The sequence below is a fragment of the Frankia casuarinae genome (genome assembly GCF_000013345.1).
GTDB lineage: Bacteria > Actinomycetota > Actinomycetes > Frankiales > Frankiaceae > Frankia > Frankia casuarinae.
On the sequence record NC_007777.1, the window covers coordinates 1,385,315 to 1,398,216 of the forward strand.

The 12,902-nt window shown below is 73.0% G+C and carries 8 protein-coding genes; 6 read left to right on the top strand and 2 right to left on the bottom strand.

Annotation, left to right across the window (positions count from 1 at the left end; genetic code table 11):
• The first annotated feature begins 13 nt into the window (after positions 1–13).
• Positions 14–502: a ribose-5-phosphate isomerase gene (locus FRANCCI3_RS05815; RefSeq protein WP_011435608.1), complete on the top strand. Its 489-nt coding sequence runs from the start codon at positions 14–16 to the stop codon at positions 500–502.
• Here the strand turns inward: FRANCCI3_RS05815 and FRANCCI3_RS05820 are convergent.
• Positions 445–930 carry a hypothetical protein gene (locus tag FRANCCI3_RS05820; RefSeq protein ID WP_023840457.1) on the bottom strand — a complete coding sequence of 162 codons (486 nt, stop codon included), beginning with the start codon at positions 928–930 and terminating at the stop codon, positions 445–447. The two genes, FRANCCI3_RS05815 and FRANCCI3_RS05820, sit on opposite strands and share 58 nt — an antisense overlap.
• Positions 931–1,656: 726 nt before the next feature.
• Here FRANCCI3_RS05820 and FRANCCI3_RS05825 point away from each other — a divergent pair.
• The 3 genes from FRANCCI3_RS05825 (at position 1,657) to FRANCCI3_RS05835 (ending at position 7,464) form a co-directional block, all read left to right on the top strand.
• A complete protein-coding gene (locus FRANCCI3_RS05825; protein WP_235463053.1) occupies positions 1,657–2,610 on the top strand; it encodes a dolichyl-phosphate beta-glucosyltransferase in 954 nt (317 codons plus the stop codon).
• Positions 2,611–2,795: 185 nt separating this feature from the next.
• Positions 2,796–6,764, top strand: coding sequence for a DUF3367 domain-containing protein (locus FRANCCI3_RS05830; protein WP_011435611.1), 3,969 nt, complete (start codon positions 2,796–2,798; stop codon positions 6,762–6,764).
• Between the two features lie 100 nt (positions 6,765–6,864).
• Positions 6,865–7,464 carry a RyR domain-containing protein gene (locus FRANCCI3_RS05835; protein ID WP_232234888.1) on the top strand — a complete coding sequence of 200 codons (600 nt, stop codon included), beginning with the start codon at positions 6,865–6,867 and terminating at the stop codon, positions 7,462–7,464.
• Between the two features lie 123 nt (positions 7,465–7,587).
• Here FRANCCI3_RS05835 and FRANCCI3_RS05840 read toward each other — a convergent pair whose 3' ends face one another.
• Entirely contained in the window at positions 7,588–9,405 is a 1,818-nt protein-coding gene (locus tag FRANCCI3_RS05840) for a glycosyltransferase family 4 protein (protein ID WP_011435613.1), read from the bottom strand.
• A gap of 180 nt (positions 9,406–9,585) precedes the next feature.
• Between FRANCCI3_RS05840 and FRANCCI3_RS05845 the strand changes: the two genes are divergently transcribed.
• Positions 9,586–11,034 (top strand): hypothetical protein, encoded by a 1,449-nt coding sequence (locus FRANCCI3_RS05845; RefSeq protein ID WP_011435614.1) that lies wholly within the window; start codon positions 9,586–9,588, stop codon positions 11,032–11,034.
• A gap of 55 nt (positions 11,035–11,089) precedes the next feature.
• Complete coding sequence (locus FRANCCI3_RS05850; RefSeq protein ID WP_236701469.1) at positions 11,090–12,877, top strand: hypothetical protein; 1,788 nt, start codon at positions 11,090–11,092, stop codon at positions 12,875–12,877.
• The last annotated feature ends 25 nt before the right edge of the window (positions 12,878–12,902 follow it).

Consider the following 12,902-nt stretch of genomic DNA (forward strand, 5'->3'; position numbering starts at 1 on the left):
ATGATGACACATCATGCGTGTCCATCTGGGATCTGACCATGCGGGCTTCCACCTGAAGGAGGCGCTCGCCGAGCGTCTGGTGGAGCTGGGCCACGCGCCCGTCGACCATGGTCCTGTCGAGTACGACCCCGACGATGACTACCCTCCGTTCGTCCTCGCCGCCGCCGCCGCCACCGCTGTCGAACCGGGCAGCATGGGCATCGTCATCGGGGGATCGGGCAACGGGGAGGCCATCGCGGCGAACAAGGTCGCCGGGGTGCGCGCGGCCCTGGCATGGAGCGAGCAGACGGCGACGCTGGCCCGCCAGCACAACGATGCCAACGTGCTGAGCCTCGGCGCGCGCATGTACACCGTCACGGCGGCCCTGACGTTCGCCGAGGTCTTCCTCACCACGCCGTTCAGCGGGGAGCAACGACACGTGCGGCGGCTTCGGATGCTCTCGGCCTACGAGCGGACCGGGGACGTACCGTCGGTGCCCGGGTCGGCCTCGTCGGCTTCCTGAGACCTGTTCTTCGAGGACCCGGTCTCGGCAGGGCCGCTCTCATGCGGTCCGGCGGATCCGCGGTCGGAGCGTCGGCGGGTCCTGCGGGCACCCCGGCCGCGGCGGTCGGTCGTGGCGCTCTCGGCTCCGGCGCTGCTGGCTTCGGCACGACCGGCTCCGGCGCTGCTGGGGCCGCCGCGGCGGACCGGGTCGGTGGGGCTGGTCGACGGGGTCGCCGGTGCGGGGCGTGATCCGCGATGCAGTACCACCGATCGCTCGGCCTCGGCGAGGTCGGCGTCGGTGGGCCGGGCGGCGTCGCGGGCCCGCATCGCCGTTCTCGGGGGCAGCTTGCTGCGACCCGCATCGATGAGACCGCGCAGCTGCGCGTCCGCCTCGCCCGCCCCGGCCGCATGCGACCGGGCCCGACCTGCGCGCTCGGGTCGTGGCATGGCTCCTCCATCCGCCCTGGCCGGAACCCTTGGTGGATCATCCCAGAAGCGGGCCGCTCGGGGAGGCCTCGTGACGCGGGTGGACGTCGGAAATCCGCCGGTGCGCGGTTATCCCCCGCGACAGGTTGATCTCCATCCTTCCATTTCCGAAGGTCTCCGGAAGTTCACCGTCCCGGGTGCTACCGGCGGGTCGCCCGACAGCGACAGCCCGACCGTTTCCGGTCCGGTCCGGTCGACGCCGGGCCCCGGAATCGTCGTGGCGTCGCCGATCCACGGTTCGCAAATCCGTACCCGGTGTCGGCGGTTGGTCCCCCGCCGGCCCGCCTGCCGCGTTTTTCTGCTCCGCAGCGTGCACGCCCGCGGGCGCCGGGTCGCCGCACCGCGACCTGGCCGACCGTCCGATCCAGGATGATCCGAGGCGCTCCGGGGGATCGGCCACCCCCTGTCCGAGCTGTTCTGCCTCATCCGTATGCTACACATCGCCAGATGAACGTCTGATAGTCCAACGTACGCTCAATAGATGTCCACCTGTACTCAAGAGATGCCCATTGTGTCACATTGCCAGTAAATGAAACAAAAGGAAATTCTAGCATGCATACTTTGCCGCGTTTCGGTAGAACGCCTAAAACTGTTTGCTGATCTCGATCGGCCGTCACCAACCGCTGCGCCTCGGTGGCTTCAGTCATCGGCTCCGTCGTCGCGGCCTAGGAGTGAGTCTTGGACCGCGTGCCTGTGAGCGTTGTCATCCCCGCCTACAACGAGGCGATGCGCCTGCCCGGCTCGCTACCCCCGCTGATCTCGGTCATGCACAGGATCCCCGGTGCCGAGGTGATTGTGGTTGACGACGGCAGTACGGACGGCACCGCTGCGATCGCCGAGGAGTTGCTCGCGGATCTGCCCGGTGGTCGGGTCCTGCGGCTGCCGTGGAACTCGGGCAAGGGCGCCGCGGTCCGCATGGGGGTGTCGGCCGCGCACGGTGAGTCGATCGCCTTCCTGGACGCCGACGGCGCCTCCGACGTCAATGATCTTCCTCTGCTCCTCGCCGCGCTGGAGCACGCCGAAGTGGCGCTCGGATCGCGCCGGGTTGGGGCGGGTGCGGTCCGCAGCAGTGGCCGGCGGGTCGGCAGCTGGGCCTTCAACCAGATCACCCGGTCCCTGACCAGCCTGGACGTCGCCGACACCCAATGCGGGTTCAAGGCTTTCCGCGGCCCCGAGGCCAAGCTGCTGTTCAGCCTTGCGCGCTCCTCCGGATTTGGCTTCGACGTGGAGGTGCTCTCGATCGCCCGGTCGATCGGCTACCGGATCGCCGAGGTCCCGGTCCGATGGGCGGAGATACCCGGTGGCACGTTCCGGGTGACCCGGCACACCCCCGCGATGCTCGTCGACGTGATGCGCGCCCGGCGGTACCTGAACCGCTCCGCTCCCGGCCTCGTAGTGACGCGTCCCACGGTGCAGTCGCCCGCCGCCGCGGCAGCGCCGGTTCGTCCGGGCGACGGGGCGTCCCCCGCCGCGCAGGTCCGAGTCCCGCCTTCTGCCGTGAGCGTCCCGGCCCCCGCGGAACCGGTGACCGCCGGGCCGCCGCCCGCCGTCCTCACGGCGGCCGTGGGGGGCGTCGAGAAGCCCCTGCGCCTGCCCGCGGACCTGGGTGGTGTGACTCCGCTGCCTCGGAAGGCTGTATGAAGGTCCGGCGAACCGGACCCCATCCTTATCCTTTGGAGTAAGCGATCCCTTCCCCCGCCGCCGGCACCCCCACGACGGCGCAGGGCCTCGGCGCGCCGTCACCCGCCCCGGCCGTCGCAGCCCCGGCCGTCGCCGCGTCGCCGCGTCGCCGCGACACGCGGACGTCACGGCGGCCCCTGTTCGGCATGGCCGCCGGCTTTATGGTGCTCTTTCTGCTCCAGGCCCCCGGCAACCTGACCGCCGACACCAAGCTGGACGTCCCCCTTGACCCGTGGGGCTTCATGGGGCGGGCCACCCACCTGTGGAACTCCCTCGCCGAGTTCGGCTACCTGCCCAACCAGTACGTCGGCTACCTGTTCCCGATGGGACCGTTCTTCGGTGCCGGTGACCTGCTCGGGATACCCGCCTGGGTCACCCAGCGGCTGTGGATCGCGCTGCTCCTCACCGTCTCCGCCTGGGGGGTCGTGCGGCTGGCCGAGGCCCTGCGGCTCGGCGTACCGCGCACCCGGGTGCTGGCCGGACTCGCCTACACCCTGTCCCCGATGTTCCTCGGCAAGATCGGGGCGACTTCCGTGGCGCTCGCGGGCGCCGCCATGCTCCCGTGGATCACCCTGCCGCTCATCCTCGCGCTGCGTCCGGACGGCGCCTTCGGCGCCGACACCGGTACGGCCGCCACCACCAGTACCACGGCCGTCGATGATGTCGATGCCGCTGACGATCCCGCCCTGGACCCGGGCCGGCGGCTGTCCCCGCGACGGGCGGCTGCCCTGTCCGGACTCGCCATCCTGGGCACCGGCGGAATCAACGCGACGGTCACGCTGTGCGTCCTGCTCTGTCCGGCGGCGGTCCTTGTGTTCGCCGGCGGCACCCGCCGGGCCTGGGCGCTGCGGGCCTGGTGGGTCGTCGCCGTCATCCTCGCCTCGGCCTGGTGGCTGCTGGCGCTGATGGTGCAGGGCCGCTACGGGCTGAACTTCCTCGCGTTCACCGAGACCGCCCAGACGACCACGGCGACGACGTCGGTGGCGGAAGCCCTGCGCGGCGCGACGGACTGGCTGGCGTATGTCCAGTTACCCAGGCCCTGGCTGCCGGCCGCCACCGAGTACGTGTCCCGGCCGGTGCCTATCATCGGATCGGCAGCCGTGGCGGCGATCGGGCTGTGGGGGCTGTCCCGGGCCGATCTGCCCGCCCGCCGGTTCCTGCTGGTGACGTTGGCCGCCGGCACGGTCTCGGTGGCTGCGGCCTATCCGGGGCATCCGGGCAGCCCGCTGGCGGGCGTGGTGCGGGACCTGCTCGGTGACCAGCTGGGCTTTCTGCGCAACGTCTACAAGTTCCAGCCGGTGGTGCGCCTGCCGATAGCCCTGGGGATCGCGCACGCCCTGACGGTCCGACCTGTCAGTCTCACCGCCCGTGTGCGGAGATGGACGACCCGCGGGGCTTCCCGCCGGCACGGCAGGACCGCGGACATGATCGTGACCGTCGCGGTGAACGTCCCCGTCGTGCTGACCGTGGCCGCGCTGGTCTGCGGCATGACGCCAGCGCTCGCCGGCAGGGCGCTGCAGCCCCGGCCGTTCGCCCGGGTGCCCGACTACTGGGTGGCCGCCGCGGACTGGCTGGCCGCCCATCCCCAGGACGGCCGGGCACTGGTGCTGCCCGGCTCGCCGTTCGCCGAGTACGAGTGGGGCCGGCCGCTCGACGAGCCGCTGCAGTGGCTGGCCCGCACGCCGTGGGGGGTCCGCGGCCTGATCCCGCTCGGTGGCACGGGCGTGACCCGGCTGATGGACGGCATCGAGCACCAGCTCGCCACCGGGTCCGCCGCGGGCCTCGCCCCGGCGCTGGCCCGGGCCGGGATCGGCCAGATCCTGCTCCGCAACGACCTGGAACAGAAGAACTGGGACGTCCCCCCGTCCACCGACGAGCTCCACCGGGCGTTGCGTTCCTCCGGTCTCACCCTGACCGCCGCGTTCGGCCCGCAGGTGCCGGCGCGCGCCTCGGCGAAGGAGAGGCTCGTCCCGGAGCTGCGTAACCCGACCGCGCGGGTACCCGCGCTGGAGGTCTGGACCGTCCCGGGCGGCGCGAAGCTTGTCGGCTCCTACCCGGCGGACACCGCCGTCGTCGTCTCCGGCGGCCCCGAGGCGACGGTGCAGCTCGCCGGGCAGGGCCTGCTGAGCAGCGACCGGGCCGCCGTGCTCGCCGCGGACCTCGCCGCGGATCGCACCGATCCGTCCGCCGCCGTGGCGTCTTCGACGAGCCCGGCGGCGATCAAGGTTGCGCCGGGGGAGGTGATCGGCCCGACGACCGCCTGGGTCGACACGGACACCCTGACCCGGCGCGACAGCACCTTCGGACTCGTCCACGACGCCGCTTCGTACCTCCTCGGGCCCACCGGCACCGCGGTCGGCAAGACGGGGGAGCCCCACCAGTGGGCCGAGGCCGACGTCGCCGGCCACCAGACGGTCGCGGGCTACGTCGGCGGCATGTCCGTCACCGCGTCCTCCTACGGCTACGACCTACTCGCCGCGCCGGACCTCGCGCCACCGGCGGCCGTCGACGGCTTCGCCGCGACCGCGTGGACGGCACAGCGCACGAAGGGCACGACGTCGGCCGGGCAGTGGATCCAGCTCGATGCCGGCCGGCGGATGACCGTGCCCTACCTCGACGTGCGGCTGCTGTCCGAGGGTTCGTGGCGGCCGGCCGTCGAGGCGCTGCGGGTGTCCAGCGAGGCGGGCTCGGTGGTCACCGAGGTGCGTCCGGTGGAGGACATCCAGCGCCTCGCCGTCCCAGCGGGGCCGAGCCGCTGGTACCGCATCACGTTCGCGCGGGTCGGCCAGGAGACCGACGACACCCTCGGCGCCGGTATTCGGGAGATCACCATCCCCGGGGTCACCTTCCGCCACTACGCGCAGCTCCCCACCGACGTGGCCCGGCGCTTCGCCGCGCCGGACGGGGGGCTGGTCGCCTTCTCGATGGCCCGGGAGCGGGTCGACCCGGCGCAGCCGTTCGGCGGCTCGGAGGAGCTGGCGCTGTCCCGGCGCTTCGAGGTGCCCCGGGACATGACCTTCACGATGAGCGGCTCGGCGAGCTTCATCCCCCCGCCGCGGGGGACACCCCCAGCGGGTGACACTCCGTTGCTGGTCGACTGCGGCCAGGGCCCCACCCTGGTCGTCGACGGGACCCGTTACCCCCTGCGGATCTCCGGCCGGGACAGCGACGTCACCTCGGTGCGGCCGGTGCGGGTGTCGCTGTGCACCGACGGCGGCACGCTGCGGCTCTCGGCGGGGCCGCACCTGCTCGGCGTCGACCAGGGAGCGACCTCCATCCTCGTCGACGCGATCGCGCTGGTCGGATCGGGCGCCCAGGTGAGCGCGGCCACGCCGCGGGCGACGACGGTGCACGAGTGGACAGCGGAGCACCGGACGGTCCAGATCGGCGCCGGTGACCGCGCCTTCCTCGCCGTCCGGGAGAACGCCAACTCCTCGTGGACGGCGAAGCTGAACGGCGTGGCGTTGACCCCGCTGCGCCTCGACGGCTGGCAGCAGGGCTGGATCGTCCCGGCCGGCACCGGCGGCACGATCGTCATCGACAACGCGCCCGGTGCGGAATACCGCCGCAACCTCGTGGTGGGGCTGTTGCTGGTCGTGGTGCTGGTCGTGCTCGCCGTGCTGCCCGCCCGGTTCCGGCTACGGCCACGATCCGACGAGAACGGCTATCCGGCGCTGCTGAGGCCGCGCCGGCTGGGCCGGCTGGGCCGGGCGACGGTGTCCCCGCCGGTGGCCGGTGTGGGGTGGACGGTGCTCGCCATGCTGGCGGTGGCGCTGGTGGCGGGCCCGGTGGCGCTGGCCGTACCGGTGTTCGTCCTGGTCGGTCGGCGCTGGCCCGCGGCGGGGGGCCGCTGCGCCGCGGTCGCCATGATTGGCGCGGGAATCGGGGTGGCGGCGCAGCCCGGCAGCCAGCCCGGATCCGGGCAGGGGGCGTTCGGGCCGCTGGTCCAGGTGTTCGGCGCCTTGGCCTTGGCGGCGGTGCTGGCCGCGTTGGCCGGGCGGGCCTGGGACCGTCCCGCCGGCTCGGGCGCCGGCGCCCACTTCGGCGCCCGAGCCGGGTCCGATGTCGGGCATAGGACTCGCAATCCCTATACCGACAGCAAGGGACTCGGTTAGCGTTTTCGTGGCGCCGATTGTTCGGACGTCGTCCACCGTCTGTTCCTGAGGGAGACATCCGGTCATGATCACAGCCAGGCGTGCCGTGCGTGGAGTCCGCGTGGATGCTCTACGGCCGATCGGGGCCTCGCGCCCGGCCTGGGCCGATGCGGTGGGCGGGGATGGCGGCGTCGGCGGCACGCCGTCGGTCCTGGGCGACGGGGAGTTGGTGGAGCAGCTGGCGCGGGCGATCCACGACCGCTATCTGGAGCATGAGCTCGGTAAACGGCACGCGGCCGGATCGAGGCCCGGACTGCGGCCCTGGGCGGAGCTCTCCGAGGCGCTGCGGGAAGCCAACCGTGATCAGGCGGTTCATTACGAGACGGTGCTGCGTAACCGTGGCTGGGTGTGCACACCGGCCGAGCAGGACGTCGATCCGGCTGTCGATCCGTTTTCGCTGTCCGCCGCCGAGGTCGAGGAGCTCGCCCGGGCCGAGCACGACCGGTGGCGGCAGCACAAGGAGCGGCAGGGTTACTCCTACGGTCCGGTGCGCGAGGACCTCGGCCCGGACAAGCGTCACCCGTCGATGGTGGACTGGGAGGAGCTGACCGAAGAGGACCGTGATCGGGACCGCGACGCGATCCGGAACATGCCGGCCGTTCTGGCCCGGGCCGATCTGTGCATCACCCGGCGACCCGCGGCCGAGGCGGCTATCCGGTGAGCGGCTGACGGCCGCGACGATCGTCGGCGCATTGCCGCTGTCCGCCGATGACCCCGAAGACCTCCGCAGCCTGAGCGCACCGGTCACCTTATTTTCGTGTCAGCCCCCTGGGTACCGTCCCGATCAACGGTCACCTGGTTTTCCCGCTAGCTCCGTGGAAAGCATGTTCGAGGCTGCTCGTCGCGCTCCGGCCTTCGCCTGATCGCCCCGGTTGTCGGTCGGGATCGGACCGGGACCCGGATCCGGGGGAGATGCCGCCAGGTCACGGCTGGCCGCGAACAGCAGGTCCTCGCCGGTCGCCGGGCGTAGCCGCAGGTCGGCGAGCGCGCCGACCCCGACTCCGGCCCGGGTCAGGGCGGTGCGTGCGGCGGCGGGGCCGGCGCCGTAGAGGAGCGCGATCATCTCCGGGCCGGTCGGATCCGGCCGGTACACCAGGTCCGTGCGGCGCAACGCCGGGCGGGAGGTGCCGACCGGCAGGGTGAAACGGGCGTGCGTGAGGTCATCGTCCCGGCGCCGGCGCTCCAGGCCCCGATCCGGTCCCCGACCCCGCTGCGGCGCGCGGCCTTGTTCTCCTGCTTCGGCCCGCTTCGCCGCCGGGTCGGCCAGTCGGTCGATCTCGGCGGTGACCACCCGGGCCAGCAGTTCGGCGCTGGCGTCCCAGGTGAACCCGGCCGCCCAGGCGCGGGCCGCCGCGCGCAGCTCGGCCGCCGCGGGCGGCTCGGCCAGTAGCCTTAGCGCCGCGTCGAGGGTCTTCTCCAGCGGCTCGCCCTCGTCGACCAGCCATCCCGTAGTCCCGTCCCGGACCGCGTCGCGCAGCCCCGGGACCCGGAACGCCACCGCGGGCACCCCGAGGGCAGCGGCCTCCAGGACCGACAGCCCCCAGCCCTCACCATGCGAGGGGTTGACTGTCAGCCAGGCCGAGGAAAGCAGCCGGTCGCGGGTGGCGGCATCGGTGTAGCCGTGCCAGCGCACGGCGTCACCGTCCCGGTCGGTCGTGCCTCCCGAGCCCGGAGCCGCCCCCGGGTCGGTAGTGGTCACCGCACCGGTAGTGGTCAGCCCGAGGGCGACCGCGCGGGCGGTCAGCCGTTCGCGGTCCGGGCCGTCGCCGACGATGTGGACGGTGAGCCCGGGATGCGCCCCGACCAGCGCGGGCAGCGCGTCGAGGAGCAGGTGGAGCCGCTTGTGCGGCACGAGCCGGCCGACGCACACGATGGTGGGTGCCGTCGCGGGGCCGCCATCCGAGCCTGCGGGCCCACCGCCAGCCGGGCCCGTGAACGTAGTGGCCCCGGCGGCCCCGGCGGCCCCGGCGGCCGAGGTGGTCACCCCGTTGGGGACCAGGAAGCGCGGGCCGGGCAGGCCGAGGATGTCACGGGCCTCGGCGCGGGTCGAGGGGGAGACGACCACCACCGGCCGGCGCCGGTAGACCCACCGGCTGCCCGGCGCCTCCAGCAGTTGCCCCACCCGGGCGACCGGCCCGGGGAAGTACAACGGAAACTGTTTCTGATGAACGTGGTGGAGCACCTGCACGACGGGGGTGCTCGCCGGCAGCACCAGGGGGCTGAAGAACGGGATCCCGTTCTGGCAGTCGACGACGGCGTCGACGCGGTGCCCGGCCCGGCCCAGGCTGGCCAGCCGGGCGAGCACCGATGGATAGACGCCGAAGGTACCGCCCCCGCGGCGCACCTCGACGCCGCCAACGGACTCGGCGACGGGCGGACCAGGGCGTTCACCTTCCGTGGCCCGCGAGGTCAGCAGGGTGACCCGGGCACCGGCCGCGGCGAACCGCTCGGCGATCGACTGGCAGAACAACTCCGCCCCGCCGGCCTGCGGATGCTCCCGGTCCCGCCAGTTGAGGAACACCACGTGCCGGCCGGCGAGGGTGGGCAGGTACCGGCGCTCCCGGGACCCTCCGAGGTGTGTCGATCCTCCCGGGGGCGTCACGCTGGGACTTCCCGTCACCGGTGGCATTCCTTCCATTTCGTTCCGCTCGCCAGGGCTTACCATGTTCGTCTGCAAGGTTCGCCTGCAACCTACCGATGTCGGAAAATCGTCGACCACCTACCATGGCCGGTGTTCCGCTGTGGGTGATTTCGACGTGTCCCGTTCCCGGTGGGGAGACTGATGGCGAAGCCCTCGCGTGAGGCTGTGACGGGCCTGCTGGCCGGTCCGGCAGCACTGGCCGTCGCCGGCATGCTCGTCAACGGGTGCAACCTGCTGATGAACCTGATCGTCGCCCGGTCGCTGGACCCGGACTCCTACGGCGCCGTGTCGGTGCAGGTCAGCATCTTCCTGATCCTCTCGGTCGCGGGTAACGCGCTGCTGATCGCCGTGGTGCAGCACGAGACGTCCGGCCCGGGGGGCACCCGGCGCGAGCAGTGGTCCTGGATCCGGCGGCTGCGGGGCGCCTGCGGCGTCGGCATCGCGATCTCCGCGATCGTCGCGGTGGTGCTGTGCCGGCCGGTGGCCGCGCTGATGTCCTATCCGCATCCGCTCGCGATCGCCGAGGCGACCATCGGTGCCGCGCTGTGGACGCTGCTGTGCGTCGAACGCGGCCTGCTGCAGGCCAGGGGGGCCTATCCGCGTCTCGCCGTCAACTTCGTGGTCGAGGGCTTCGTCCGGATCGGCCTGGTGATCGTGCTCGTGCTGGGCGGGCTCGGGGTGAACGGCGCGGGCCTGGGCATCGTGCTCGGCGTCGTCGTCGGCGCCGAGCACGCCCGGTGGGCCGTCACGCGCACCCCGCGGCTGCCGCGCCCGCCCGCGTCCCAGCGCGGGGCGCCCGTGTCCCAGCGCGGGGCGCCCGTGCTGCCTGACGACGGCACACCGCCGGCCACCGGGCCGATTCCGCTGCCGATCCCGGCGCCACGCGCCAGCGCCCGGCAGAGCGTCATTGCCGACACCACCGTCGCCCTCGGCGCGCTGATCCCCCTCGCCCTGCTGCAGAACATGGACGTCGTCATCGTCGGCTGGCTGGGCTCCTCCGGGGTCGGCGGCTACGCGGCGATCTCGACGGCCTGCAAGGTACCGGTCTTCATCGGGCTGGCGGTCGCGAACTTCCTGCTGCCCGAGGCGGCACGACGGCGCAAGGAGGGACGCCCCGCCGGGGGCACGTTGGTCGTGGCGCTGGTCTTCGTCGTCGCTCCCGGGCTCTTCCTTGCCGGGCTCGGTCTGTTCGCGGCGAAGTGGTTGATCGGACTCGTCTTCGGGGCGCATCTCACCGCCGCCGCCTCCGCGCTGTCGGTGCTCGCGCTGAGCATGACCCTGCTGGCCGTCACCCTGATGTTCACCACGTACCTGCTCGGCGCCGGGGTGCGCCGGGTCGTCGGCGTGCTCGCCGTCGCCACGGTGGCGACGGCTGGGGCGCTTGTCTCGGCCGGCGGCGGATCGATGGCCACGGCCACCGCCGCGCTCGCCGCCGAGTCGGTGACCGCACTCGCGGTCGGCCTGCTCGTGGTCCAGCTGCATCACGCCGACCGCCGGGTGGCGCGGGTCGCCGAGACGCACCGGCGGCCGGCGGGGGATATGGGGCTACCCAACCCCCAACCCGGCGAGGGGGTCCCGGCCCGGGTGTGAGGAGCTCCTCTGCCCGACGAGTCCCAGCCCACCCCGCGCGGAGAGGCCACCGCTGATGCCAGCCCAGACCCGTCCGAACGCGGACGGCGGTGAGCCCGGTTCTCCCGTTTCTCCCGGGTCGTCGGGGTCGGTGCGTTCGCCGCTCGCCGTCACTCGCCGCCGCCTGCTTGCGACGGCCGTGGGCCTCGGCGCGACATCCGCCGGTGCCCTCGTCGCCGCGCGCCTGCTCTCCTCGTCCTCGGGTCCGACATCCTCCGGTGACCTGCCGCTGAGCCGACCCTCGGCACCAGTCGGCGGGGTCACCGTGGGGCCGTCGATGCCGGCCGGGGCGGTGGCGGGCCTGCCCGGGAATCTGCTGACCATTTACGGCGCACCCGGCACCTTCGGAAACCTCGACGACCGGTCGGCCATCGAGATTGCCGGGGTGCCGGGCTGGGGCTTCGGCCCCGGTCAGGCCGCCTTTCTGTCCGCGGTCGCCGCGGACGGCACCGTCTTCCTCGCGACGACTCCGTTCACCGACGACCAGGCGAAACTGACCGGCACGGGCATGGAGATAGAGATCTTCGAGCCGGCCGCCGAACGGTTCACCCGCCTGGTGATCCCCTCAACGAAGGGCCGGACAAGCCTGCCCCGGGCCGACCCGAACTACCATGGTGTGGGCGGCGGGGACATCTCGGACGTGATCGTCGTGCCCGGTCCGGACGGCACCGAGCGGGTGGTCTTCGTCTCGCTGATGCCCTTCTTCGGCTGGAACACCTCCATCGATGGCGAGTTGCCGAGCATCGGTCAGCTCCGGCGGGATTCCCCGGGCGGACGGTGGGCCTACGACCGGACGGCGTCCAGGACGGCGGCCCAGCTCGCCGGGACCGCCCCGCCGCACGTGGCGGCGCTGGCCTTCCCGGTGCTCGCGCCGCTGGAGCCGCGCTCACCGCGCGGGCCGTCCTCGATCGCCCGGCTGCCCCGCAGCGGGCACCTGGTCATCGCCCAGTACCTGGGGACCGGGGTCGGCGGCACCGACAACGGCGCCCTGCTCGTCGTCGACCTTGCCGGCCGGGTGCGGGCGCACTGGCAGTACCCGCAGGTCCGCCCGCTGGGCCTCGAACTGGTCGTGAACCCGCGGGAGGTCGTCGCCGATCCCACCAGCGAACCCGATGACGAACGGTTCGTGCTGATCAGCGACGTGCGCGGGCTGGACTTCCGGGCCCAGCCCTTCCCCGTGCAGGAGTTCTCCTACTCGGCGTCGCGGGGCACCATCAGCCCGAGGAGCACGGCGGTGCGCGCCGTTCAGGACGGCTCCCGGATGGAGTCGGCCGTGTTCGGCGCGGACGGCACCCTGTATGTGGCCCGCACCAAGGCCGACGGGCTGCGGGCGGAGACCCTCGCCGTCTACCCGAAGATCGATGGGGAGCGCGGCCTGGTGACCCGGGCCCCCGCCACGGGCAACTGGCCGGTCGACACCTGGGGCATCGCCAACCGCCCCGACTACCTGGTCGCGGGCACCGACCGGGGTGGGCTGGTGCGCAGCATCACCCTCGATCCGGCCACCGGCGCGGTGCTGCTCGCCGGGCTCGACGGCCTGGTGCAGGTCGTGCGGCCGGCGGGGCGCGGCACGCGGATGACCTTCCGCACCGACCGGCCGATCGACGTGGGGCTGAGCAGGCTGCGGGGCCCCGCGACCCGGTATGTCGGGGTGCGCCGCGGCGCGGTCGACGCCCGCCGTCGCAGCCTGTGGCTCCCGGTGAACCAGCTGCTGCTCGACGGCCTGCCCTGGCCGTACCCCCCGTTCAAGCTCGATCAGTGGTTGCTGCGCGTCAACCTGGATGTGCTGCTCGGTGACGGGTAGGTGACGGGCGGCCAGCGGGGGCCAG

Bases quoted from the DNA above. Each gene is read 5' to 3' on its own strand.
- FRANCCI3_RS05820 (WP_023840457.1), bottom strand. From the start codon at position 930: ATGCCACGACCCGAGCGCGCAGGTCGGGCCCGGTCGCATGCGGCCGGG.
- FRANCCI3_RS05830 (WP_011435611.1), top strand. From the start codon at position 2,796: ATGGCCGCCGGCTTTATGGTGCTCTTTCTGCTCCAGGCCCCCGGCAAC.
- FRANCCI3_RS05850 (WP_236701469.1), top strand. From the start codon at position 11,090: ATGCCAGCCCAGACCCGTCCGAACGCGGACGGCGGTGAGCCCGGTTCT.
- FRANCCI3_RS05815 (WP_011435608.1), top strand. From the start codon at position 14: ATGCGTGTCCATCTGGGATCTGACCATGCGGGCTTCCACCTGAAGGAG.
- FRANCCI3_RS05845 (WP_011435614.1), top strand. From the start codon at position 9,586: ATGGCGAAGCCCTCGCGTGAGGCTGTGACGGGCCTGCTGGCCGGTCCG.